At 44.4% G+C, this 26,620-nt stretch carries 22 protein-coding genes; 12 read left to right on the top strand and 10 right to left on the bottom strand.

Annotation, left to right across the window (positions count from 1 at the left end; genetic code table 11):
* Positions 1-133: 133 nt before the first annotated feature.
* The gene (locus NM125_RS03980) at positions 134-550 is read right to left on the bottom strand and encodes an OsmC family protein (protein ID WP_255133086.1); all 417 of its coding nucleotides are present in this window, start codon (positions 548-550) and stop codon (positions 134-136) included.
* 335 nt (positions 551-885) lie between these two features.
* On the opposite strand from NM125_RS03980, the gene hisG reads away from it, so the two are divergent.
* The 12 genes from hisG (at position 886) to NM125_RS03920 (ending at position 14,169) form a co-directional block, all read left to right on the top strand.
* Positions 886-1,767: an ATP phosphoribosyltransferase gene (gene hisG / locus NM125_RS03975; protein ID WP_255133085.1), complete on the top strand. Its 882-nt coding sequence runs from the start codon at positions 886-888 to the stop codon at positions 1,765-1,767.
* A 227-nt stretch (positions 1,768-1,994) separates the two neighbouring features.
* The gene (gene hisD, locus NM125_RS03970; protein ID WP_255133083.1) at positions 1,995-3,281 is read left to right on the top strand and encodes a histidinol dehydrogenase; all 1,287 of its coding nucleotides are present in this window, start codon (positions 1,995-1,997) and stop codon (positions 3,279-3,281) included.
* Between the two features lie 116 nt (positions 3,282-3,397).
* Positions 3,398-4,453 carry a histidinol-phosphate transaminase gene (gene hisC, locus NM125_RS03965; RefSeq protein WP_255133081.1) on the top strand — a complete coding sequence of 352 codons (1,056 nt, stop codon included), beginning with the start codon at positions 3,398-3,400 and terminating at the stop codon, positions 4,451-4,453.
* A 56-nt stretch (positions 4,454-4,509) separates the two neighbouring features.
* Positions 4,510-5,394, top strand: a complete 885-nt coding sequence (gene hisB / locus NM125_RS03960; protein ID WP_255133079.1) for an imidazoleglycerol-phosphate dehydratase HisB — start codon at positions 4,510-4,512, stop codon at positions 5,392-5,394.
* A 7-nt stretch (positions 5,395-5,401) separates the two neighbouring features.
* Positions 5,402-6,013: an imidazole glycerol phosphate synthase subunit HisH gene (hisH, locus tag NM125_RS03955; protein WP_255133077.1), complete on the top strand. Its 612-nt coding sequence runs from the start codon at positions 5,402-5,404 to the stop codon at positions 6,011-6,013.
* A gap of 112 nt (positions 6,014-6,125) precedes the next feature.
* Positions 6,126-6,878: an outer membrane lipoprotein-sorting protein gene (locus tag NM125_RS03950; RefSeq protein ID WP_255133075.1), complete on the top strand. Its 753-nt coding sequence runs from the start codon at positions 6,126-6,128 to the stop codon at positions 6,876-6,878.
* 96 nt (positions 6,879-6,974) lie between these two features.
* A complete protein-coding gene (locus NM125_RS03945; RefSeq protein WP_255133073.1) occupies positions 6,975-8,198 on the top strand; it encodes an ABC transporter permease in 1,224 nt (407 codons plus the stop codon).
* Between the two features lie 7 nt (positions 8,199-8,205).
* A complete protein-coding gene (locus tag NM125_RS03940) occupies positions 8,206-9,423 on the top strand; it encodes an ABC transporter permease (protein WP_255133071.1) in 1,218 nt (405 codons plus the stop codon).
* A 7-nt stretch (positions 9,424-9,430) separates the two neighbouring features.
* Complete coding sequence (locus NM125_RS03935; protein ID WP_255133069.1) at positions 9,431-10,117, top strand: ABC transporter ATP-binding protein; 687 nt, start codon at positions 9,431-9,433, stop codon at positions 10,115-10,117.
* Complete coding sequence (locus NM125_RS03930) at positions 10,118-11,317, top strand: hypothetical protein (protein WP_255133067.1); 1,200 nt, start codon at positions 10,118-10,120, stop codon at positions 11,315-11,317.
* A 147-nt stretch (positions 11,318-11,464) separates the two neighbouring features.
* Positions 11,465-13,696: a TonB-dependent receptor gene (locus NM125_RS03925; protein ID WP_255133065.1), complete on the top strand. Its 2,232-nt coding sequence runs from the start codon at positions 11,465-11,467 to the stop codon at positions 13,694-13,696.
* 2 nt (positions 13,697-13,698) lie between these two features.
* Positions 13,699-14,169, top strand: coding sequence for a thioredoxin family protein (locus NM125_RS03920; RefSeq protein WP_255133063.1), 471 nt, complete (start codon positions 13,699-13,701; stop codon positions 14,167-14,169).
* Between the two features lie 401 nt (positions 14,170-14,570).
* On the opposite strand, the gene NM125_RS03915 is transcribed toward NM125_RS03920, so the two are convergent.
* The 9 genes from NM125_RS03915 to NM125_RS03875 all read right to left on the bottom strand — a co-directional run bounded on the left by NM125_RS03915 (position 14,571) and on the right by NM125_RS03875 (position 26,297).
* Positions 14,571-15,146: a YdeI/OmpD-associated family protein gene (locus NM125_RS03915; RefSeq protein WP_349294162.1), complete on the bottom strand. Its 576-nt coding sequence runs from the start codon at positions 15,144-15,146 to the stop codon at positions 14,571-14,573.
* A gap of 417 nt (positions 15,147-15,563) precedes the next feature.
* Positions 15,564-16,139, bottom strand: coding sequence for a hypothetical protein (locus tag NM125_RS03910; RefSeq protein WP_255133059.1), 576 nt, complete (start codon positions 16,137-16,139; stop codon positions 15,564-15,566).
* 457 nt (positions 16,140-16,596) lie between these two features.
* Entirely contained in the window at positions 16,597-17,409 is an 813-nt protein-coding gene (locus tag NM125_RS03905; RefSeq protein WP_255133058.1) for a redoxin family protein, read from the bottom strand.
* 12 nt (positions 17,410-17,421) lie between these two features.
* Positions 17,422-18,927, bottom strand: a complete 1,506-nt coding sequence (locus NM125_RS03900) for a hypothetical protein (protein ID WP_255133056.1) — start codon at positions 18,925-18,927, stop codon at positions 17,422-17,424.
* On the bottom strand, positions 18,927-19,406 hold the full coding sequence (locus NM125_RS03895) for a TlpA family protein disulfide reductase (RefSeq protein WP_255133054.1): 480 nt from the start codon (positions 19,404-19,406) through the stop codon (positions 18,927-18,929). Before NM125_RS03895 ends, NM125_RS03900 begins: the two co-directional genes overlap by 1 nt.
* A gap of 389 nt (positions 19,407-19,795) precedes the next feature.
* A complete protein-coding gene (locus NM125_RS03890; RefSeq protein ID WP_255133052.1) occupies positions 19,796-23,464 on the bottom strand; it encodes an ABC transporter permease/M1 family aminopeptidase in 3,669 nt (1,222 codons plus the stop codon).
* An 18-nt stretch (positions 23,465-23,482) separates the two neighbouring features.
* Positions 23,483-24,373 (bottom strand): ABC transporter ATP-binding protein, encoded by an 891-nt coding sequence (locus NM125_RS03885; protein WP_255133050.1) that lies wholly within the window; start codon positions 24,371-24,373, stop codon positions 23,483-23,485.
* An 81-nt stretch (positions 24,374-24,454) separates the two neighbouring features.
* Positions 24,455-25,093, bottom strand: a complete 639-nt coding sequence (locus NM125_RS03880; protein ID WP_255133048.1) for a hypothetical protein — start codon at positions 25,091-25,093, stop codon at positions 24,455-24,457.
* Positions 25,094-25,211: 118 nt separating this feature from the next.
* Positions 25,212-26,297 carry a TolB-like translocation protein gene (locus tag NM125_RS03875; protein WP_255133046.1) on the bottom strand — a complete coding sequence of 362 codons (1,086 nt, stop codon included), beginning with the start codon at positions 26,295-26,297 and terminating at the stop codon, positions 25,212-25,214.
* Positions 26,298-26,620 lie beyond the last annotated feature (323 nt).

Here is a 26,620-nt window from a genome sequence, read left to right as displayed (position 1 = left end):
ACTATCTCCAAGTATAGCCAAAATGCTGCTTTTAAGCAATTCTGAGCGGTTTAGGAATGAAAAATTCAAAATGTAGAATTAAAAATTACCTGAACTCAGGAGTAATTTTTAATCTTTAATTTTTCATTTTTAATTATTTGATTTCGTAGTCGTAGCTAATTTCGGAGCCTTTCTCCAGTGCTTTGGAAACCGAGCAGTATTTGGTGATGGACAAATCTAAGGCACGCTGAACTTTTTTGGGATCCAGATTCCCGGACAGGATAAAATGCAGGTGTATGGTCTTATACTCAGAATAACCGGCATCCAGCTTTTGTTTGTCGGCATCCACTTCTACTTTAAGATCGGTGAGGTCTTGTTTTTGCTTTTCGAGGATCGATATTACGTCAATAGCACTGCACCCGCCGACACCAGCCAGCAACAATTGCATGGGGCTTAATCCACCTTCGAGTCCGCCAATATTATTTTTGCCATCAATGCGGATTTTTCCATCAGTTTCATTTTCTGCTTCCATGTGGAAGTCTTTGCCAAGCCAGGTTACATCAATTTTCATAAATATCAGGTTAGTTAATTCACTTTGAAGGAAGGTAAAGAAATGAAAGCTGTTGAACCACGTAAAGGATTACTAAAGCTGAGAGCCTGAACTGAACGAAATAAGTGATCAATCCAGTTTGATTATCAAATTATAAAGACGAATAAAAACAGTTGACCCAATAACAAAGCTTTGCCTATATTTGAAGCAATGGAAGACGCACTCCTACATATCCATCATCTTTCGCTCGATGTCCATCATGCCCATCGCGGACATCATCATATCCATGTGCATTAATTGCACCTTTTTTGACCTTTTATCTACCTATTTTCTAATTCTTATTACTTACTAATTTCATGAACAGAACAAAAGATTCTTCTACCTCTTTACGTATTGCTATTCAAAAAAGCGGTCGCCTGACTGATAAGACCATCGACTTACTCGAGGGTATCGGTATAGAGTTCGATAACTACAAGCGGAACCTGATTGTTAAAACTCGAAATTTTGATGTTGAGCTATTATTACTTCGCGATGACGACATCCCCGAGTATGTACAGGATGGCGTGTGCGATCTGGGTTTTGTGGGAGCGAATGAAACCCAGGAAACCGGTGCAGATGTAACCCCGATACGGGATCTTCAATACGGGAAGTGCCGGCTTTCATTAGCAGCACCTAAAGACGGAGAAATTCAGTCGCCACAGGATTTTGAAGGGAAGAAAGTAGCAACGAGCTATCCAAATTTGACCCGCCGTTTTTTCGAAGAACGAGATATAAATATTCAGATCGTTGAAATATCCGGAGCTGTAGAAATTGCGCCTCAGCTTAAAGTAGCCGACGCCATTGTGGATTTGGTTTCCAGCGGGGGCACACTGAAAGCAAACGGACTGGTTGAGCTGGATACTATTCTGCACTCACAAACCCAGCTCATCCGAACCAACAAAGAACTTTCACCCGGCAAAAAGGAGCTGATTGAACGGTTTTTAGTGAGGATGGACGGCTATCAAAAGGCTGCGAAAAGCCGATACATTATGATGAATGCATCCACATCTAATGTGGAAAGGATTAAGGAGATTATCCCTTCCATGAAAAGCCCTACGGTGATGCCGTTGGCGGATAACGATATGGTAGCTATTCATACCGTGATTCCCCTGGACAAATTCTGGACAGTGATGGAAGAACTCAAAGAAGCAGGCGCTTCGGATATCGTAATGCTGCCCATTGAAAGCATGATCTTGTAGAATATCGAACAAGGAACATTGAACATTCAATATTGAAGGGTGATTTGATTCATAAAGTGCATTAGTCCAAAACTTAGCGAGCTTTGCGAAGACTTTGCGTTCAAAAACGACTATGAGAATAAAGAAAAACATGTGTTACCAAGCCAGATATATGAACACTATTGCTTGTCCCATTACAGGTCGTTTCGTTACCTGGAGGCACTTACTTCAACTATAATGAAATTGAAATGAGAACTTATAACTATAGTGATTTAGAACCGGTACAACTCACGGAGCTGCTGAAGCGACCGAAGATTGACTTCGCCTCTATTTTTGGTACGGTTCAGCCTATCATCAATGAAGTTGAAAACGATGGGGATGAAGCGGTCAGAAGGTTTACCCATAAGTTTGATGGGGTAGATTTGGATGAGGTCTGTTTCAACCCGATGAAGCAGGAAGTATCGTTATCAAAAGAAGCAAAAGAGGCTATTGATACGGCATTCGACAATATTTATGCCTTCCATAAAGCGCAGGTTCCGGCTCCGTTAGAAGTTGAAACCATGCCGGGCGTACGATGCATGAAGGTGGCGAGACCTATCGAACGGGTAGGATTTTATGTGCCGGGTGGAACGGCGGTATTACCATCAACAGCTATGATGCTGACCATCCCCGCTATGATTGCCGGTTGTTCTACTAAAGTGCTGGCAACTCCACCCCGAAAAGACGGTAGCATAGCTCCTGAAATTATTTATATCGCACAAAAAGCCGGTGTGGAAACGATTCTGAAAGCCGGCGGAGCACAGGCGGTAGCAGCGATGGCTGTCGGTACGGAATCGGTCCCAAAAGTGGATAAGATATTCGGGCCGGGTAATCAGTATGTGACGGCTGCAAAAATGATTCTACAAAACTCGGAAGCTCAAATCAGTATTGATATGCCGGCCGGTCCTTCTGAAGTATTGGTAATAGCAGATGAGCAGGCAAATCCGGCTTATGTTGCCGCAGATCTGCTTTCGCAGGCCGAGCATGGCCAAGACAGCCAGGTTGTGTTGGTTGCCACGGCTGCTTTTGATCTGAAAAAACTGGAACAGGAATTGGAAGATCAGCTGCAGGAACTTCCACGAAAAGACATTGCCAAAGAAGCCCTCGAACATAGCTTTATACTTAAGGTAGAGGATCTGAATCAGGCCTTTGACTTCTCAAATGAATATGCTCCTGAACATTTAATTGTGAATGTGGGAGAAGCAGAAAGTCATACAGAAAAGATTACCAATGCCGGTTCTGTTTTTCTGGGGCAGTTTACGCCGGAAAGCGTAGGTGATTATGCATCGGGAACCAATCACACCCTGCCTACCTATGGGTATGCGCGGATGTACAGCGGGGTAAACCTTGCGGCCTTCCAAAAGTCAGTAACCATGCAGGTACTGAGTGAAGAAGGATTAAAAAATCTGGGTCCCACAGTGGAAAAACTCGCAGAATTGGAAGAGCTTCAGGCACATAAAAATGCTGTAAGTATCCGGTTAAAAGACATACAATAAGTAAACCTAATTAGTGTCGTTTTGAGTGAAAGCGAAGAGGTTTTGCAAGAAAATTAATGATAAATATTTCGAGCAAAGATCCTTCGCATGTATGCTTAGGATGACTTTTTAAGTATATGAGCAAACAAATAAATATTGACGCCTTAGTACGGGAAAACATCCGAAACCTGAAGCCTTATCGAAGTGCACGGGATGATTTTGACCGGGGAATTTTGCTGGATGCAAACGAAAACAGTATGGGAGCTCCTTTTGAGGACGATTTGGAGCTAAACCGTTACCCGATGCCGTACCAGGAGGAGTTGCGGGAAAAAATAGCAGCCTTCCGAGATGTTCATAAAGAGAATGTATTTGTTGGAGTAGGCAGCGATGAAGCCATTGATTTGTTGTTCCGGGTGTTTTGTATCCCCGGAAAAGACAGGGTGATTGTAAACCCGCCAACGTACGGAATGTATAAAGTATCGGCAAACATCAATGACGTTCAGGTAGATGAAGTGCTGCTGACCGAGGGATTTCAGCTTCAGCCGGAAAATATTCTGGATGCGGTTCAGCCCGAAACAAAAATCATATTTATTTGTTCGCCCAACAACCCAACGGCAAACAGCATGAATATTTCGGATGTGGTGAGGGTGCTGGAAGGTTTTAACGGAATTGTGGTGGTAGATGAAGCCTATATCGACTTCAGCAGGCAGGGGAGTCTGGCCAATAACCTGAATGATTTTCCAAATCTCGTAGTGTTGCAAACCATGTCTAAATCGTTTGGCCTGGCGGGAATCAGGCTCGGAATTGCACTGGCCAACCCGGAGGTAATATCATACATGATGAAGGTGAAGGCTCCCTATAACGTGAATAAGCTGACCTCAAAAAAAGCAATACAGGCCTTTTCCAACCTGGGGAATATCACTACAAATATTAAGTCCATTTTGAAAGAAAGGGAGCGGGTCATCAACAAGCTGATTAAGTATGAGGCCGTTGACTATGTGTACCCGACCGATGCGAACTTCATTCTCTTTAAGATTAAAAATGCCATGGATGTGTATAAAAAAATGGCTGAAGAAGGGGTTATCATTCGATACCGGGGAAATGAACCTCATTGCGAAGACTGTCTGAGGCTGACCATTGGAACTCAGGCAGAAAACGACCGGTTTTTCGAAGCCTTAGATAAGATTAAATAGAAGCCGGATGATACCGGCATTCGGATTATTATAGATTCAGATTAAAAATTGGACCCATGTTAATAGCTATCACAAAAAATGCACTTTCCGATCCTGATGAGAAGTTCAGTTTCAGGAAGAATTCTCTTATCTCATTAAAAAAGATCTGCGAGTCCGGCCATACTTTATTGATAGAGGATGCAGAGATTGTTGAAGAACAGGCTTTATTGTTGGATCAGGAGCACATCTCCTATGAAAAAGAAGGAGAAGCTGATTTAGTGATTTCCGGTTCTGAACAGCAGCTGCAACTGCTTAAAGAAGAGAACGAGCTGCTGTCCTCTGAAAACTGGGAAGCTGTGGTGAGGTTCATTACCCGGGAAGCCCGAAAGGCATCTCTTGAGCGAAAGACCAATGAAACGGATATCAGCATCAATATAAACCTGGACGGAACCGGAAAGGCCGATATATCCACCGGATTGAACTTTTTTGATCACATGCTGGATCAAATTGCACGCCATGGTTTAATTGACCTTAAGCTGACTTGTAAAGGGGATCTGGAAGTGGACGAACATCATACCATCGAAGATGTGGCCATCGCATTGGGTGAAGTGATCACCAAAGCCCTTGGAAATAAGAAGGGTATTGAGCGATATGGCTTTGTTCTGCCGATGGATGAAGCACAGGCTACAGTGGCGGTAGACCTGTCCGGACGTCCGTTTTTAGTGTTTGAAGGCGACTTCAAGAGAGAGTATGTAGGCGATATGCCTACCGAGATGATAAAACATTTTTTTTATAGCCTGGCAATGAACTTGAAGGCAACGATTCATGTTAGCTTTTCAGGTGAAAATGATCACCACAAAATTGAAGCATGCTTTAAGGGTTTAGCCCGGGCTTTAAAGATGGCTATAGAACAGAACGGGCGCATCAAAAATCTGATCCCAAGTTCGAAAGGGACGTTGTAGATTATTTATGATAGGAATCATCAAGTATAAGGCCGGAAACACTGCCTCTGTCGCAAATGCACTCGACAGACTGGGCGCACAATTTTTCTTTGCAGAAACCCCTGAAGAACTGGAACAGGCAAAAGCAGTGATATTTCCCGGTGTTGGACACGCCAGTGCAGCTATGAAATCGCTCGAAGAAAAGGGAGTGGATCAATGGCTGAAACTTACAGATAAACCGGTTTTGGGGATTTGTGTGGGAATGCAGCTATTATTTGAGTCCTCCACGGAAGGTGATACGGTTGGCCTCGGGATTATCCCCGGCTCCCTAAAGAAGTTTAACGAGACTCAGGCAAAAGTGCCACACATGGGGTGGAATAAACTTCATGATCCCCAAAAGCATGCTATTCTCAAAAATCTGATTGATAAGCACTATCTCTACTTTGTGCACAGTTATTACGCACCGGTAGGTGAATATACCCTGGCAACCTGTAACTATATTAATGATTTTTCCGCCATCGTTGCCAAAGACAACTTCGTTGGGGTACAATTTCACCCTGAAAAATCAGGCAGCGTGGGATCCATGATTTTGCAAAACTTTCTCGACATGGTGTACTCCCCTGAAAAAGTGAAGATTTAAGCTGCATATTAAGTCGGGTATAAACAGTTTTCTCTTCATCACATCTTAACCTCTGGTGTGTAATTTGTTTTGTTCCATCATTTGCTTAAATAGGGGCAAAATCAGGAGGTTTATGATGCTTAAGTCACTATCACTGTTTTTATTAGCCGCATTTGTTTTATGTGAATGTTTGCCGGCACAGGACGCTACACAAATTATTGAACAAGCTAACGAAAGGATGCAGGGTGAAAGCTCAAAAGCTGAGATGACCATGCAGATTGTCCGTCCGAATTGGGAGCGAAGTGTTTCCTTTAAGAGCTGGAGCAAAGGAGAAGATTTCAGCCTTATTTTGATTACAGCGCCTGCAAGAGACGAGGGTACAGCTTTTCTAATGAGAGAGAATGAAATCTGGAATTGGCTGCCGGATGTAAACCGAACTATTAAAATGCCCCCGTCTATGATGAGTCAGTCCTGGATGGGTTCAGACTTTTCAAACAACGATTTGGTGAGGGAATCTTCGATCGTTACCGATTATACCCACAAGCTTTTGCAGGATACCACTATAAACGGGTACGATTGTTACAGAATTGAAATGATACCGAAACCGGAAGCGCCCATTGTATGGGCAAAGGTTCATACCTTTATTTCTAAAGATGAATATTTGCAGTTGCGATCTGAGTTTTATGATGAAGATGATTTTTTAGTAAGAATCATGAAGGGTTCAGAAGTGAAAGAGATAGGAGGAAGATTAATCCCCACTAAATTGGAAATGATACCGCTGGAAGATGAGGGTAACAAAACCATCGTTACCTACCAAAACCTGGAGTTCAATATCGATATCTCAAAACAATTTTTCAGCATACAGAATATGAAACGTCTTGAATAGAACACTGTTGACACAGATTGAGCAGATAATCACGGATTGTTTTAATCCGTGAAAATTCGCAGCATCCGTTAAATCTGTGTTCTAATAAAATATGATATGCTAAATCTCAGATTAGCTTGGAGAAATATCTGGCGGAATCGTCGGCGCACGTTTATCACGATTCTGTCTATTGTGGTGGCAGTGATGTTATCAGCCGTGATGAGGGCCATGCAGGAAGGTCAGTACGATGACATGATAGAGAATACCGTTGGCACCTTTACCGGCTACATACAAATTCATCAGGCTAGATATTGGGAAGACCAGACTCTTGATAACACCCTGGTTTTTTCCGACTCCCTAATTAGTAAGCTGAACAACAATGATGAGGTTGCCCATGTTGTGCCCCGGCTTCAGTCTTTTGCACTGGCTGCGGGAGAGAGCCAAAGTCGGCCGGCATTGATTTTAGGGGTTGACGTCAGCAAAGAGCAGCACCTCAGCAATGCCCGTGAAAGATTACAAGCCGGCGCATACTTTGACTCAAATGATGAGAAGTCGGTATTGGTAGGAAATGAGATGATGCAACGTCTTGGCGTACAACCGGGGGATAGCCTGGTTCTAATTGGTCAGGGTTTTCGGGGGCAAAGTGCAACAGGGCTATACGAGATCAAAGGCTCAGTCCGGTTCCCAAGTTCTGAAATGAATAAGAACATGGTGATGCTTCCTTTGGAGACGGCTCAGAACCTCTTTGCTTCCCATAACCGTGTTACAGCTATCGCTTTAATGCTTGATGACGCACATCAGGTAGAAGAAGTTGTAACTAATCTGAAGAAGGAACTTTCAGCCGGCGATTATGAAATAATGGGATGGCAGGAATTAATGCCGGAACTGATGCAGAGCATTGAAGCAGACCGTGGCAGCGGACTGATTATGATATTCATTCTCTATATGGTAGTAGGCTTTGGTATCCTGGGTACCGTACTCATGATGATAAGTGAGCGAACATACGAATTAGGTGTGATGCTGGCCGTGGGAACCCCCAGGGTTACCATCCTGTCTATTCTTGCTATCGAGATGTTGGTCATCACCTTTATCGGGGTGGGAGTCGGGGTTTTAATTTCTATTCCCATCTCATGGTATTTCAATATCAATCCTATTCAACTGCCGGAAAGTATGACCGAAGTGATGGAAGGGTATGGTATGGAACCGGTTATACAGTTTGCTACAGATCCATCCATTTTCTACTCACAAGCTGTAATAGTGTTTATCATCACCCTGATTTTTACCATAATCCCGCTGATAAGGGCGAGCAGGTTGAATCCTGTAAAAGCATTGAGGTCCTAATATGTTGATGAAGATCATTAAGCTCGGATGGAAAAATATTTGGCGCAACCCCATGAGAAGCAGCGTGGTTATAGTAGCTGTGTTGTTGGGAACCTGGGCGGGTATTTTCTCGGCCGGTTTTTTAAATGGTATGGTGCAGGATTCTCTGAGTAATCAGATCGAACTTTCGGTCGGGCATATTCAGATTATGCATCCCCGGTTTGATGACCTCTACAATCCTAAGTACCAGGTGGATAAAGCGGATGAGGTAAAAGAAACCCTGCAGAATGAACCGTATGTAACAGATATTTCTGTCAAAAGTTTGGTAACCGGACTGGCCCAAAGTACACGAAACAGTTACGGGGTTACCGTGAATGGAGTGAGCCCGGCAACAGATACTTTGCTCGCTATCAAGCAATACATGACAGAGGGTACATTTCTTACCTCAGACCGCCGAAACCCAATTGTGATTGGGCGTAAACTTGCCGAGCGGCTGGATATTGGTATGCGCTCCCGGATGGTGCTGAGTTTTCAGGATATCAATGGAGAAATAACCGGAGGGGCATTTCGGGTGGCGGGGATTTTTGATTCCTTCAGCAATCAATATGACGAGAGCACAGTATTTGTACTTAAGGATGATTTGAACCGGTTAATAGGAAGCGGGCAAGCTGTTCATAACATCCGGGTAGATACAGATGACCTATCGCGTGCCGATGAATATGCCCGGCAATTACGCGAACAGTTTCCGGAGTTGAAAATCAAAACCTGGAGAGATATTGCTCCTGACCTTCGCTACATCTTTGATATGATGGATATCTCTTTATACATGGTGATGGTGCTTATAACAATTGGCTTGGTGTTCAGCATCATAAATACCATGCTGATGGCTGTACTTGAGCGAACAAGAGAACTTGGGATGTTGCGCGCAATTGGGATGAATAAAAGCAGGACGTTTAGCATGATCATGTTCGAAACTTTTTTCCTGACGATGGCAGGGACACCTTTAGGCCTTCTGTTCAGCTGGCTTACCATCTCATATTTCTCACATTCCGGTATTGATTTAAGCGCTTTTTCAGAAGGATTAAGCGAGTATGGTTTTAGTACAATAATCTATCCTGAGCTGTCCGCTGCCTATTATTTAAATATAACTCTACTGATTGCCGTTGCGGCACTTTTGTCAGCGATCTACCCCGCTGTTCGAACGCTTAAGCTAAACCCGGTTCAGGCCATTAGAAAATTCAATTAATAAAGCTATGTCTGTCATAACCACCGAAAACCTTACGAAAGTGTACAACCCGGATAAAGTACCGGTTCATGCACTGAATGGAGTAGATTTAACAATTGAGAAGGGGGAGTTTACTGCTATCGTAGGGCCGTCCGGTTCAGGAAAAACGACTTTGCTGAATATAATTGGCGGACTTGATGAACCAACAGAAGGCAAAACGTTTATTAAAGATACCGATTTAACCACCCTGTCAGACAGCGAGCTCATCAAATTCAGGCTCAATCATATTGGGTTTGTGTTTCAGGCTTACAACCTGATCCCGGTGTTGACAGCGATTGAAAATGTATCTTTTGTGATGCAAATGCAGGGACGGCCATCCGCTGAATGTCGCGAGAAAAGCCTGGCATTGTTAAAAGAAGTTGGACTTGAAGATAAAATTCACAAACGACCTTCCGAGCTTTCGGGTGGGCAACAACAAAGAGTTGCAGTGGCAAGAGCATTGGCATCCAAGCCGGACTTTGTCCTCGCTGATGAGCCCACCGCCAACCTGGATTCCGTTTCTACGGCCGAATTACTGGATATGATGCTGGATCTGAATAAGCGCGAGGATATGACCTTTGTATTTTCCACTCACGACCAGCGCGTGATTGACCGGGCTCGAAGAGTGGTTACCCTGGTAGATGGGAAAATTGATTCTGATGAGAAAAGAGGATGAATGTTGAATACTGAAAAAGGAACATTGAATATCGGAGCGCTATTTTTTCGAGCCAGCGTTCTTTTTGTGTTTATCACGGTTTTCCTTTTTCCTGATAAATCTAATGCACAGCTGAAGGAAATCGTAGATATCAGTGGATATGTGAAGGAGTTGGGACAGGTTTCCGCGAGTAATGATTTTTCTGAGCTTCGCTACGATAATATTCTTCATAACAGATTTGAAACCGAGTGGACCTTTACAGAAAACCTGGAGTTTAATGCCGACCTTCGAACACGATTACTCAATGGATATACCGTTCAGAATGCGGTTGGTTTGGCAAGCTTTTTAGAAAAAGATCCTAATCTCATAGATATGTCCTGGGTTTGGGTCGATACAGATCAGGCATTGATTCATTCACAGATAGATCGGTTTCACATCAGCTATTATAATGGAGACTTTGAGCTATATGCCGGCCGTCAAAGGATAAACTGGGGGAAAACCCTGGCATGGAACCCCAACGATCTTTTTAACAATTATGCATTTTTGGATTTTGACTATGAAGAACGTCCCGGCGTGGATGCCATTTCAGCCATATATAATTTAGATTTTGCTTCCAGTATAGAAGCCGGTGTTAAGCTGGCTGACTCATTTGATGAGATGGTAATCGCAGGCATGTATCGGGTTAATTATAAAACCTATGATTTACAGCTTATAGCCGGGCATTACCAGGACAAAGCAGCGCTGGGAATTGGCTGGGCCGGTTATATCAAAGATGCAGGGTTTAAAGGGGAGGCCTCCTATTTTCATCCCGAAGATGAATTCTTTAACAATACGGGATCATTTTCTGCCACGCTCGGGTTCGATTATATGTTTGAAACCTCTATTTATGCACAGGCAGAGGTTTTATACAATGGTGGGTATCAAAACCGGAATGCAAGTCTGTCCACACTCACTCAACCCCCAAGTGCTGACAACCTATTTATTTCAAGAACCGGCTACCTCATCAATGGTTCGTATCCGGCCAGTCCCCTGCTCAATATCAATCTTGGAATTATGGGCAGCTTTACTCAGAAACTATTCATTCTTTTCCCACAGGTGAGTTATTCCCTGGATGAAAACCTCGACCTTTTACTGGTTTCTCAGCTGCTGAAAGGAGAAGCTTTTTCCAACTCTGTGGAGACACCAAACGTATTTTTCATAAGGCTGAAATGGTCATATTAGTATCCCCTCTAGGGCGAGAGGGCTAACAATCAAGTAATTAGCCCCGGCTAAAAATATAATTATCTTACTTAAATATTTCTTGCAATTCAGGACTGTCAATGCCTATTTTTAGCCTAAGCTAAAAAATTAAATAGTTCTGAATAACAAATGAAAAAAGTGACGCTGGTTTTAGCCGTCTATTTCTGTTTTAATGGAATCCTTTTTGCGCAATCCGGCAGTGGAACAATCACCGGAAAAGTTACATCGGAGGGAGAGCCTGTGGTTGGGGCAAATGTTGGCATCCCGGAAATACAGAAAGGAAGTCCCACTGATGTAGATGGGACATTTGAAATAAAAAATATACCAGCAGGAGAATACAAGCTTCAAATCACTGCTGTTGGTTTTGATAAGGTAATTAAGAAAATAAGTGTGATATCCGGCGGGACTACGACTGTTGATATCAGGATGAAAGAATCACTTTTAGAGCTGGATCAAATGGTGGTTACCGGTACTATGAGGCAGACGTATGTAAAGGAATCGCCGGTGAAGGTGAATGTGGTGAAAGCGGCCCAGCTTCAGCAGGGGAGAACCAGTTCCAATATCATGGATCTGATCAGCAGTGTAAACGGACTTTCAACCCAGCTTAACTGTGGTGTTTGCGGAACCAACGCTATTCGGATTAACGGAGTGGAAGGACCAAATACAGCCGTATTAATTGACGGCATGCCCATTATGGGTGCTTTGGCTTCGGTGTATGGGTTGAATGGAATCAGCCCGTCTATCATCGATCAGGTGGAAGTGATCAAAGGCCCCCAATCAACTTTATATGGAACACAGGCACTGGGCGGAGTGGTGAATATCATCACCAAAAACCCGGCCATTACACCCACTTTTTCAGCGGATGTGTATGCCAAAAGTACCGAAGAGGGAAATATAAATGTTGCCTACTCTCCCAAGGTTGGTCGGTTTGAAGGCTTTGTAAGTGGAAATATTTTGCATCTCGAAAATTACTTTGATGAAAACGGCGATAACTTCAACGACCTGGTTAAACAATCGCGGGTATCGCTATTTGGAAAAGGAACACTGCTTGGGGAGAATATGGAGCAGCGTTTGAATGTTGCAACGAAGTACTACACCGAGAACCGAACGGGAGGATTAGAAGCGTTCAGCGATGACCTTCGTGGCTCCGATCAGATTTATGGGGAGTCTATTTATACCAACCGGTTTGAGTTTATGACGGAATACCGGCCGGCCGGCTTGAATGAACAACTCAGGATCAGCGGTGCCGTCACGCATCATGATCAGGATAGTTATTATGGAACCGATTGGTACGATGCGCAGCAGGGCATTGCATTTGGTCAGGCTACCTGGGATCAACCCATTGGCGACAACTTCCAGCTGCTGGCAGGAACCACGATCCGCTACGAAACCTATAACGACAACACCCCGGCTACTTCATCCGGAGCCGACAAAAGATGGATTCCCGGAGTATTCTCACAGGGAGAACTAAAAGCCGGTGATTTTAGCTTTCTGGGCGGTATCCGGGTTGATCATCACTCCGAGCATGGGTTTGTAACTGCGCCCCGTTTATCCTCTAAATTCAGCCCATCAGAACTGACGACATTCAGAATCAGTGCCGGAACCGGATTTCGGGTGGTGAATGTATTTACGGAAGACCATGCTGCCTTGACCGGTTCCCGGGAAGTGGTTTTTAATGAGGATCTGGAGCCGGAGGAATCTAAAAGCATAACGGGGAGCCTCGAGCAAATCATCCCATTTGGTACAAACCCAATGACGGTAAGTCTGGACGGATTTTATACGCGTTTCTCCAATAAAATTATCCCGGATTACGATCAGGACCCGAACCTGATTGTGTACGAAAACCTGGATGGGTTCTCGGTAACACAAGGCTTCTCGGTTGGGCTGGAGCAGAATTTTACGGCTCTGCCTGTTACCTACAATGCCAGTATCACCATTATGGATGTGTACACGGAAGAGAACGGTCAACGACAGGCTCTGGCCTATGCTCCGGAATATACCGGCGTGTTTGGAGCCACCTACAAGTTTCGGTCGCTGGATCTTTCCCTTGGTTATAACGGGAACCTGGTGGGTCCAAAACGCATGCCGGCTAACTATGCTGAAGATTTTGGAAGGTCTTCCAGGTCACCGGCTTACTCCACGCACGACTTAAAGATTACCAAAGAATTCACCAACGTGAACAGTGAAAAGGGAATCGGTTTTGAGGCGTACCTGTCTGCGGAAAATATTTTCAACTACACGCAGGGCAGTCCGTTAGTGGGAGCCGGCAATCCCTTCGGTCCGGAGTTTGATACGATTTATACCTGGGGGCCTATCATCGGCCGTACCTTTTCAATTGGTGCAAGATTAAACCTGAGGTAGAGATGAAATTCAGACACCTGTTTTACCTGTCGTTTATTTTCACCCTGATTGGGGTAGGTATTCCAAATTATGTTCATGGTCAGTCAACAGAACTGAAATGGCATTCCTTTGAACAAGCTCTGAAGCTGGCGGAAGAAGAGGGCAAACCCATCATGGTAGATGTTTGGGCACCGTGGTGTGGCTGGTGTAAGAAAATGAAGAAGGAAGTGTACCCGGAGCTTAGCGCAGCACTCAGCAAAGATTTTGTACTTACCCGACTAAACCGGGACGATAATGAGGATAAAAAAACCTATCAGCAATACAGAATCACTCCTTTACGATTAGCCCAGAAGTTCGGCGTACAAAATGTACCGGCTATTGTTTTCTTATCCTCCGATGGGGAATACCTGTTTCATATTTCGGGTTTTGTGGAAGCGGATGAACTGAAAGAGATTTTGGGGTATGTTGCTGTGGAGAGGGCGGAAAGGCTTTGAGATAAGGTCTTGTTAGCAGCTGCTATATGTTGGAAAGTGAAATTTCCTGTACTGATTTATCGATAAGTACTCTACTTGTAGGCTACAGATCGCAGATTTTGGTTATCCAGTTTCCCCTTAAGTTTCAACGACCGTAGATTTAGCTTGGTTTTTTTTAGTCTTATTGAGAGAAGACAAATACAGATATACTTTTTCCAATTCCGTGTCAGAGAGTCGATCTATTTCTTTTTTTACTTTCTCTTTTGTGATCATCTCAGACGGGTTTGTTAACAACAACAATTTAATTAACGCCAAGGAATTTTCATAAGTATAGCCACAGTTGGGTTAAGGCGGCTAATAACCCGGCGTTTAAACGGTGCGTAGCTAATGAAGATGCTCAGCTGTAGAGCATCAGAGAGAGATCAAGCCGGTTTTTCTTTACGAGCCAGCATATCCATGAATTTTGTAAATCGCCTCTGTCTGGTTTCGGGCTTCTTCGCTGATGTCAATCCGTAGGCGATGTGATAACGACTTGATTTGTTGAGTGTTTCAAAGAACTGTTTTGCTTTCGGCTTGCCATGGAGTGCTTCCAGGAAATCTGCCGGCACTTCCAATTCGCTTGCCACATAGGCCTTCTCCCACCGGCCATCCGATTTGGCGGCACGAACTTGGTTAAGCCCCGATTCCATCATGCGGCCTTCGCTTATCAAACGCTCGGCAAGTTCTCGGTTCCTTTTTGACCAGTTGCTTCGGGCTTTCCTGGGAGTAATCCGTTGAAGATAAGCCTGGTCATCCAATGACTTCCTGATACCGTCAATCCAGCCCCAGCAAAGCACCTCAATCACGACATCATTCCAGGTCACGCTCGGAATCCCGGTCTTCTTCTTGAATATTTTCACCCAAAGCTCATTCTCCGTGTTGTGATTCAGTTTTAGCCAATGGCCGAGATCTTTCGACGATGCAAAGGGCAAGATTTTTGTTGGATCGGGTTCCGGCATAAAATTAGATTCTTTTCGACATAACGGTCTGGTGTTTGAGCAGCACTAGGATTAAGATTCAATAAAGGGCTAAAACGTTCAGAACAGGTAGATAGTTTGAGGCAGAGCCTCCGGTTGGCATTACGGAGCAGAGCACCGTAACGAGCATAAGTTTTAAAATTATCCTCCCAACTACCTCTATCATTGTTTCCTTCCAATGATTCCCAGTTATTCTCTAGTGCAGATAGGTATATTTTTCTAAAATCATCTAAGTCAAAGTTTTGTAAAAGAGAAATATTGAAATTCAATTTTCTATTAAATACTTATGGTTAATATTGTATTTACACCTAACGAGCCTGCGTTTAAACGGTGAGTCGAGTTGCTAAAATTAATGCTCTGAACCCTAAACGAGTCCACTTGTTAGCCATACTTTAAGTATTAATCATCAGGCAATTTAAAATCCCAACAAATTAAACCACTTGCTAAAATTGTCGAATTTCTAGACTCAAATAGTTGCGTTCCAGGTTCTAGCCTGATTTGTCCAAACGTGTTTCTGAATAAATATAATAAACCACATAATAGACCAGCGGAAGATTGAAGTGCATTCCCTAAAGTAGCTTCATGATAAAATTTGTTTCTCTCGTGCTTTACATTGTTATAACTCGTCCACCAACTGGGATTAGAATCATTTTCCCAACTTGCCCATGGTTTTAGCTTTATTCCATATCTAGTCAAATTGATTTCCATTGTAGGAAACTTTGGGTACTCATTGATGATTATTTCTCTATAGTCATTAATGTTACCAGCTTTTTTATTTGGAGAGATTTTATTACAAATCAATTTAGCTATTACGTCAAATTCCGATGCACTTGAAAGAATTATTTTAGCAAATTCAATTGAGTAGGTGGGGTAATTATCAGTCGAAAAATCTACAAATCGACTAGTTTTAACTAAATCATCTTCAATAGCTAAAAAGTATTCCCAATAATGTTGATGATTTATGATATCAGTCATGTGGCTAACATAATATTATACGAACAGGGTTTTGTTAGGTCGAACAGAGCCAACATACTTTTATCCACTCTATTCGGATTCACTATTCGCATAAAGTGATTTCTGGGATGTACTCCGAACCATTGTTCGTCTAAGGTGTTCGCATTCCATCCCCTTATTAATGCCTAAGATAACACCTTATCTTAATTTTGCAAGACGGGATGGATACCCTCTTTGAACAATAATTGTCAAGCGGGAACGAACTAGCCCGTCATTCGAGAGGAGCTCACTTGTTTAAGCAGGGCATAGTTTTTTGCGACGAAGCCTGCCTACCGGCAAAGGCAGGCGATCTCCCTAATTACACTTAATAATGTAAATCGGGAGATTGCCCCCGACAATGTTGTACGGGACAGGCACGGTATTTGCTGCACTTCGGTCGCGCAATACCTCGCAATGACATGCTATAATTGAACAGATGTTACTTAATCAGCGTCATCTTCTTGGTAAGCACCTGATCTTCTGTACGGAGTTGGTAAATGTACATCCCGGATGGAACGGCACTCCCTGATGAACTCAACGCATTCCAGCTTACGGTTTTTTGTCCGGCCGATTGGCGCTCATTCACCAAAGTGGCTACCTCAGCCCCCAGCATGTTGTAGATTTTGAGGGAAACCTGAGCCGGCTTATCCAGAGCATATGAGATCGTGGTGACCGGGTTAAACGGATTCGGGTAATTTTGAGCTAAGCTGATTCGCTCCGGAGACTGATCGGTTGGCCCGGCAGAGGTAATGGTTTTAGACAATTCTTCCTCAATTACAGCGATTACCTGGTCGGTATCCGTGTCAACAAATCCGGTCCCCTTATAGGCAATTTCTCCCTCTTTAGAGATCACAACTGACCGGTCGTAGGAGGAGGTATTTCCGTAGTAATCTTCCAGGCTTTGGCGGGCATTCAGCAGTAAAGTATAAGTGATTCCGGTTTCCGATTTAAAGCTTTGGTTTGCCGATCGGGATAAGTTCCAGGTATCCAGCCCCAGGGCAACAAAGCCGGTGTCTTCCATGTGGGGTTGATAGATGTCGTTCTCCGTGATGGGGCCATTATCGAGGCAGTGCGGGCAACCGGCTCCATAAAAAAAGATATAGACCACTTTGCCTTCAAAATCAGCAAGGGAGATTTCGTCCCCATCCAGGGAAGTGTAAGTGAAGCCGGGGGCCGGATCACCAGTATTTACCTGAGCGAGAGCAGGAGGTGAAAAAAGAACGATAAGCAAGAGCAGTAAAAATGGCTTCATGGTATTTCCTGTTTAAAACCGTGTGGTGAATCTTAATTCAACTCCTTCAAAATCCAGGATCTCATAACAGATGCCGGATGTGCAGGCAGGTCCTCCGCGTCGTTTGCCCGCGAAAACATCTAACGTGTGAGACTGGTTGATCTTGTATCGCACATTTCCGCCCAGCCAGGTACGCGTTTCGTCTTCAATATCAAAGGTGTTGGGATTGTCGGTAAGCAATAAGTCATCGGTGGCTTCGAATATAAGACTGACGGTTAAATCGGGTATTGTGCTGTACGCGATGGAGGCGTAATAATTCTCAACGTTTTGGGAGAAGGCGGTTTTGTAATAGGTCTGGAACTGAACATCCAAAGCAAAGCTCCATTCATAGTTGAAGCTTTTTTCCGAAATCAACCCTGCCGAAATGCGATTTTCTTCTCCCTTGCGCTCATCGGTTGCATAGTCCACAAAGGCTTTGAAAGACAGGAAGTCGCTTGCCTGGTAATATCCTTCCAAAAAATACTCCCGGTAATAGTTGGTTCGGGCAATCTCATTCTTAGCAGTAGTGATATTTGCCGTAACCGAATGGCCGTCTTCAAAGTTGTAGAAGCCCTCCACTTGAAAACCGGATTCATTGGCGGTGCTCAACACATGCGTACTTCGGTTCAGCACCGGGTAGGTATGTTCCTTAATGAGCGAGGGGGGATCGTTGTATCCCGAACCCAGCCGAAATTGATTGTAGTTTTTGTATTCGGCACTGAGCCCAAACGATCCATAGAAATAATTCAGCCCGGAATAAAGAGCGTAGGAATCCTCCTCCTTAAATTGAAAAAGGGCGATATCGGTATCAAAAGCATATTCCCCGTAAACCTGCAGATTGAAAGGGAGGTTGTAGTTGTACATTAATGAGGCCAGTTCGCGGTAATCGTCACGCCCGTCGGAACGGCTTCTCATGAAAGCTCCGCCAATACTGAGGTCTTCGGTGAGATAAAAGTCAGACTCTATAGCTTCAATTAAATCGGGGCGCCGGGCACTGTCCGGTTTAAAGTTGGGTGGAAGAGGATTGAAAAGAGGACGGGCACGGATTACGGAGGCTTCAATCCAATCATTCTTGTAGCTGATGTCAACGCCTTCCTGATCCCGGTTGAAGGCATATCGCGTACGATAAAAAGAGTCTTCATACACGGATCCGGGGATGTCATAACTGCGAAGTAACAGTCCGCGACCGATGGTTTTATAGAAATTCCCGATTCTCACTTTAAAATGGTCGTCATCGTACTGCAGTCGCTTTTGCGTCAGAAGAAAGTAGTTGCGGTCATTAAAGGGGGTGAGAAAATGTTCAAACCGTCCGTAGGCACTGATTTTTCCCTGATCATAAAAGAGATTGAGCTGATCGTACGATGTTGTCAGGTCCGTATTCTCTTCATAAGGCAGATTTCCATATTGAAACTCGAAGGTATTGGTGCCATAAAGTTGGGCAAAAGCGGACGAACTGTAAAGGAGTCCGATTACCGATGATATGACTAGCAGCCGCAGCATCACTCGTTTAGTAGTTTTTTGATTTCAGCTTCTATCATCTTCTCTTCACCGGGGGTGTATCCTTCATGAAAATACACGACTTCATCCTCGCTGTTTACGATAAGCAGGGTGGGTACAGCCTGAACCCGAAGGCGTGCCATCACATTGTTGTCGGTATCCAGTAATACCGGATAGTCTATGCCGAGGGATTTGGCAAAAGGTTTAACTTTGGAAAGGTTTCGGGGGCCGTCAACACTGATGCCCACAAATTGTACGCCCTGTGATTCAAACTCATCATACATGTCCACAAACTTGGGGATGGATTTGATACAAGGCTTGCACCACGTAGCCCAAAAGTCGATTACGGTCAGCTCTTCTCCCTTCACATCTTCGTAGGAAGTGGTGCGGTTTTCCAGGTTTTTTAGCTTGAAGTTATGGACTTTAGGTCCGCTGAAAACGGCAGAGCTTACAATCAGTAAAAGCGATAAGAGAAGTTTCATGGCTGTCGGTTTAGCAGGTTAGACAACCATGAAACGGAATTTCTTACTTAATTGCTGTCTTCCCGTGAAGGAGACCGGCGGTTGTCATTCGAAATGGTGTCACATAGTTCAAGCGTCCGCTTGGACGACGTAGCTTTAGAAAAACAGGCGTTCATAACCAATTTATTGTTCATTTTTGCTTGAACTTCTTAACGCACTTTTCTCTAAGGCCGGTTTTTGACCTCTTTTGTTTTCTCCTTAATAAGGAGAAAGACGTGATTATACATTCAAAGCTGAGATTATAAAACGGAGTATTAATTCAGCACGAATAAGTCTCCTCCTTGAGAAGGAGGAGATATAGAGGAGAGCGAAAGCGAGATTTTAAAAGGATTTTATATTTCTCAGATGATCTATTCTTCTGTCTCTTTACGGGAAGGAGGCCGGCGGTTGTCATTCGAAATAGTATCAATCAGCTTGTTATAGGGATCGATACCAGCCGAGGAGGGTTCCTCATCTACCGTGATGGTCAGCTCATTCAGAATCTCGGTGAATTTATGCTTTTTGAAATAAAGCACTGTTTCATTACCGAGCGAATCGGTACCGAAAACTCCTACGTCCACCCAATCCTGGAGCGGAAGTGACTTGACCGGAAGCCGGCGATCTTCAATTTCGATGGCCAGGCTGTCTCCGGCTTCATCCTGATAAATACGCTTACCGGTTTCACCCGTTCGGTATTTGGAAACCTGAAGCGTCAGGTTTACCTCATAGGTGCCGCTGTCCCGTTCGGTGTAGGTGGCATCCTCTACCCGGTTGTCATACAGCGTGATGGTTTCAAACATATCTTTGATGAGGTACTGAAGCGAATCAGGCGTGGCGGCTTTCAAGTACTCAAGTAATTCCAATGAGGTGGTGTATGGCGGCTCCTGAAAAGCAACCTCGTCAATGTAATCGCTGAGCGCCGCATTCAGATTTTCTTCGCCGATATAATCACTGAGGGCATAGAATACCAACGATCCTTTGTTGTAGTGGATATACTGCTGGTTTTCATTATAGATCAGCGGCAGTTCTTTTTTGGACTCCAGCGTACGGCCGGTAAGGTAGCTGTCCAGGGCGTCTTTCAGGAAAACCCGCATCTGATTTTCACCATGTTCCTTTTCCAGCACTTTAAGCGAGCTGTATTCCGACAAACTTTCCGAAAGCATGGTAGCTCCCTGAACATTGGCCCCAATTACCTGGTGTGCCCACCACTGATGTGCCACTTCATGAGCCGTTATACTGAACGGATAATTCACGCCTTCTTCGCTGGTGGTATCCACTTCGGCAATAAAACCGATGGCTTCGGAATAAGGAATGGTGTTGGCAAACGACTGGGCGAAACTTCCCCCGGTTCGAGGAAACTCAATTATCCGCACCTGCTGATGCTGATATGGGCTGTACTCAGAAGTATAGTAGTCCAGAGACTTCTTCATGCCGTTCATCATGTGGTCCAGGTTATAATCGTGGCCTTTGTGGTAGTAGATTTCGAGGGCAACATCATTCCAGGTATCTTTAACCACCTCAAACTCTGCGGAAATGAAGGAATAAAAATTGACCATGGTGCTGTCCATTTTGTAATGGAAATAGCGGCGGCCGTTTTCTTCCCATTCATCCTGAAGATATCCAGGTGCAATGGCAATTTGCTCAGGAGAAGTGCTGATGGTTGTTTCAAATTCAATCCAGTCAGCATCGCCGGAGATGTAGTTATTCATCAGGGCGGCACTGTCGGTGGGCGGTGCCATGCGTTCTTTGGGAGGAAGTCCATATCGTTCACGGGCATCCGTTCCGGACAACTCCATAGACTCCTGATAGCCCAATCTCGGGAAGATGGTATTGTTGATGAACGTACCATTATGGCGAACCGGTGAATTATTTCGCAGGATTTCATTCGGCTTGTTCGAAATGGCGAATGAAAAAAGCAGGGTATCACCGGGCATCAGGACATCTTCAAGCCGGTAGATGTCATAATTCATCGAGTCATCTTCCAATACCAATTCATAAGGCTTGTTAAAACTGAATGAACTGATGAAATTGTTATGGTCGATGTGGATGGAGTCGATGGCAACGTCGGTCTTATTCTTGAGGATGTACGTGCCGGCCGCTTTGAAGTCTCTGCTTTCGGGAACCAGGTCCAGGTTTATGGTCGACGAAACGATACGAGGCTGGGGAATGCCTTTAAACTTCCCGTAATTTTTTTCCCACTGTGCAGCCTGTTTTTCTCTTTCTTTGGATGAAAGCCGTTCGTATTTGATGTTATCCACGTAGTAAATCCAGCTGCCGATGGAGAGGAAGCCAACCAGTGAAAGTGTGAACGCTGCTTTAAGAGCAGGAGTGAATTCCCGTTTCGCATTTTGCAATCGCTCCTTAAGACTTCCCGGCAATCCGCGACGGAAGAGTATAATGGAAAGTACATAAAAAGCGATTCCCAGTAACAGCCAGTACGCTTTGTATACATAATATTCGGCAAGGGATGAACCGTAGCCATTCATATCGGAATACTGAGTGCCGGGCCCCTGGTTGTATTTGAAGATGTCTTGCTCGATACCAATAGAACCCAGGAATGAAATTCCGATGGAGATTAACAGCAAGAGGATAAACCCAATGTAGTAGTTCTTAAAAAAGGAATGGAACAGGGTGGCGAGCAGTCCCCAGATAACAACATGGACTAAGGAAATAGCATACAGATCAAACAGGTACAGCCCGATTTCGAAGTTGTAGTAGCCGTTGAAAAGCTGAACACCGATGCCGGCAATCATGATGATTGAAAGCAGAATAACCTGCATTTTGACCAGTGCTAGAAACTTGGAAAGCAGGATCGTCCAGTTGGGGGTTGGGGTAACATGTACCAGCTGATCGATGTTAGAAGTCCGGCTGCGGTGGATCAGCATTCCGGCATACAGGAACGTCAGAATATTAATGAAGAGGTTGAAAAAGGTGCCGGGAAGCTGCAGCATCTGCCAGGTGACCGGCAGGGTGTCGGTTCCGAAAATTTCAGCCCCGAGCAGAATCACGCTTAATGAGATCAGCAATCCCACCAGAGAAATAATAATGAACGCCCAGCCTTTTATGATGTATTTGAGGTCAATATCAGAAAGCGTCCACGCCAGCTTCAGGTTTTGGATCCATGAAAAATCAAAATCAACTTTTGGGAGAGAGACCGTGAGGATACTGCCGAAGTTTTTCTTGGTAACCCGTTCGCTTTTCTTGCTTCTAAACAGGCTGAATGAAAATGCTTCCTGGCTAAAACTGAAAGACCGGTAAACCAGTCCAAAAATAGCTATTCCCAAACCGGACCAAAGCAGCCGGTTGTATAAAATAACTTCACCCCAGGGCAGTGGGTTTTGGTTGCGTTCGTAAATAGTCCAGTACTCGGTGTAATAGGCGTTCGCCTGAAAGCCATACGGATCGAGCAGGGCTGCCAGCATTTTGTTATCAAGATCCTGGGTAAGGTTTCCCGCAAAAATCTGGATCAGGAAAAGCGCCAAAATGGTAATAAAGCCCACATTGATGTTGCGCGTAAAGGTGACAACAGCAAAAACAATGGCCCCGAAGAAAATCAGGTTGGGGATGATGTAGTAGATAAACGGCTGGGTATAATTGATCAGTTTAAAAGGCCCCAGCAGGTCGGGATTGGTTCCCGGGAAAATGCTTCCCAGGAATACACCAAAAGCAGCAGCAACCACTACCAGAGTGGCAATACAAATTCCCGCCAAAAATTTAGCCAACAGGTATTCCCATTTTGTAAACGGATAGGAATACAGTACAGAGTGCATTTCATGCTTATAGTCTTTATAAATGGTGCCGCCAATGATGGCCGGAAGCAGGAAGTACACAATGATGGCCATCTCATTCAGCAGCCCATTAATAGACGAAGCCGAGTTTACGATGGTGATGGAGTTGATACTGACGGTGATGCTTTCAAACAAACCCGCAGCCGTTGCCATGGTAAATAACGACAGCAAAAACAGGATGCCGGAATACACATAAAAAGAAGGCTTTCGCAGCCAGTACCGCAGTTCAAAAGTGAAGATGTTATAGAACATGATAAAAGATATTTAGGCTTAAGCGGCTACGACTTCTTTTTCTTCCCGGAGGGTGACGAAATACACGTCTTCCAGCTCGGGGCTTTTGGCTTCAAAACTATCATCAGGTTTTTGGTTGTCGTGAACCCGGATGTTCAGCGTGTTATCCTGGTTGAAGCTGGATGAAATCACATTAAACTTAGCCTCATGTTCTTCGAGAGCATCGCGCTCAATATTCTTGGTCCACATTTGTCCTTCAAGGGCAGAAACGGCTTGCTCCGGGGTGTGGTGGCTCAGAATCCTGCCGCCGTTCATGATCGACATATCGGTACAAAGTTCTTTCACATCATCAACAATATGGGTAGAGAAAATCACGATGTGATTGGTGCCGATTTCGCGAAGTACGTTCAGGAACCGGTGTCGTTCGGATGGATCGAGTCCGGCGGTAGGCTCATCCACAATAATGAGTTTGGGGTCGTTAAGAAGCAACTGGGCAATTCCGAATCGCTGTTTCATCCCTCCGGAGTAACCAGCCACGCTCTTGCGTCTCACTTCCAGCAGGTTGGTGACTTCAAGTGCGGTATTCACCATTTGCGTACGTTGGTTCTTGTCAGCAATCCCTTTTAACCGGGCAAAGTAATGAAGCAGGTCTTCGGCCGACATCTTTGGATACACTCCAAAAGATTGAGGTAAATACCCCAGTACTTCCCGAAGGCTGTTTTTGTCGTTAAGGATGTCGATGTCATCCAGGTAAGCGGTTCCGGTATCCGGTGCCTGAAGGGTGGCGATGGTTCGCATCAGGGTAGATTTGCCGGCGCCATTTGGCCCGAGCAGTCCAAACATCCCCGACTCAATTTCTATAGACACATCATCCAGTGCCTTAACCCCGTTTTTATATGTTTTTGAAATATTGGAAAGTGATAGCTTCATGTTTTGCCTGATTGAGTAAAAGTAACAGGTGAGAGTATAAGTAAATCAGGAAGGATTCTCCGAATAAATTTCGGTCAAAAATCAGGAAGCTTTTTCTTGCGGGATAATCAGGACGATAAATTTATCAAACCGGAACACTACCATATCACGGTTTATTCCAATCTGAAGGATTCTTTGATAGATCTCCTGTGCATCTTCGAGTGTACGGTCACTTTGTTCGATAGTATCCAGCTCTCCATCGGCGTCCATATCAAAGAAAAGTTCTTCATCGGCGGTGGTTAGGTTGGTAATCTCAAATTTGTTGTACAGCAAGTCGGTGTAAAAGCCGAAGGTTTGAAGGGTATATTCCAGATTTTCTTCGGTGTGGATGAAGATACGTTTGTCTTTGCGTGCTTTAAACTTTTGCTGCTCTATGGCCACCTGAATTCCAAACGTATAAATGGTATTGGCTTCTTCCAGAGAAATATCACCATACTGCACAAGGTCGATGATGCCGTCCTGGTTAGTGTCCATAGACCGGAGCACGGATTCGTCATTCTCATACTGAATCAGGTAATTGTATCCCTCACCCGAGGGAGCAGATATACTGATAATGTGGTAGGTGTTTTGGTCAAACTCGAAAGAAAAATCAGTGCGGGTCGGTAAATCTTTAGAGGATGAGCATCCCACAAATAAAAGCCCGGCTAAAAGAAGGAAAGAGAATTTTGCTTTGAATTTCATAACACCCTCGGACTGTTAGGGGATGCTAAATAGTAACTAATTGGGTGGTTGATTCAAAGTTAAAAAGCCCGATTTAGATTATAAATCGGGCTTTAAGATACCTATAAAGAGTGATTTTCTAATCTACCCAATCAGCAACAAAAACGTTGGTGGACCGGTCGCCGCCGTTATTTCGGTTGGATGAAAACACAATTTTTTCACCATCGGGGGAAAACATCGGGAAGGAGTCAAAAGCCCCGTCAAAGGTGACTTGTTCAAGTCCGGTTCCATCCACATTAATCATGAAAATATTGAATGGGAATCCACGCTGTGATTGATGATTGGAAGAGAACACAATTTTCTCGCCTGAAGGATGGAAATAGGGCGCCCAGTTGGCATTGCCCAGATCGGTAATCTGCCGAAGGCCGGTTCCGTCCACATTCACAATAAAAAGCTCCATGTTGGTCGGCTCAACGAGTCCATCTGCCAGCAGAGATTTGTATTTGGTAATCTCTTCCTCCGTTTCGGGACGGGAAGCCCGGAAAATCAGTTGGCTGCCATCGGGGGAGAAGAAGGCCCCTCCGTCATAACCCAGTTCATCCGTAATCTGGATTACATTTGAACCATCGGTATCCATTATGAATAACTCCAGATCACCGGTTCGGGTGGAAGTGAATACAATTTTGTCTCCTTTTGGAGAAACGGTCGGTTCGGCATCATAACCGGGTTCATCAGTAAGTTTGGAGATGATGTTTCCGTTCAGGTCGGCTTTGTATATGTCGTAGCTATCGTAAATGGGCCAAACGTACGCACCGCCCGCTCCACGCTCAGGGGTAGCGGGGCATTCCATTTGCTCTGCGTGAGTGGATGAGTACACAAAGGTAGAATCGCCGGGCAGAAAATAGGCACAGGTGGTTCGGCCATTTCCTGTACTGATCATAGGCGGTTCAAAGCCGTGCTCTTTTTCAGAAATATCCATGTAAAAGATCTGGTCACATTCCACGCCCCATTCGGGATTGTTGGATTGAAAGATCAGCTTATCGCTGTCGTAGCTCCAGTAAGCTTCGGCATTATCACCACCAAAAGTTAGCTGTTGAACATTGCGAAGATGTACTTCCTGAGCATATTTCAGGGTGTCAGCTTCCGGGTTATATGGTTTTTTATCAGGGGTAGAAGTGCATGAGATAGCCGCAATAGCTACCACAAGAACAGGAATAAATTTCATGAATAGTTGATTGAATTTTTTAAAAGCATGAAGAAGATAAGGAAAAAGCGAAACCGGCTCACAGAAATAATTCTGTAAGGTTTTGTGATGAATGGGCTCTTACTGTTGATGAGTTCAAAATACAGATATCGAAAATCAATACGATTACAAAGCTGGGATTACCGGAGGTCAGCTTTTTATTTCGTGACCATCTGTACAAAAGACCAAAAGCATTATTTCGGAGATATTCGTGATGGAAAAATGGGGCTGTCGGTTCAAGGGTGTGCAGCCTGGTATTTTTGGGAACAGATTCCGGCCCATTCTGACAATGTACAATTAGATGC

Origin of the sequence: Gracilimonas sediminicola (assembly GCF_024320785.1) — a bacterium.
Classification (GTDB): domain Bacteria; phylum Bacteroidota; class Rhodothermia; order Balneolales; family Balneolaceae; genus Gracilimonas; species Gracilimonas sediminicola.
This window is presented reverse-complemented; position numbering and strand designations above follow the sequence as displayed.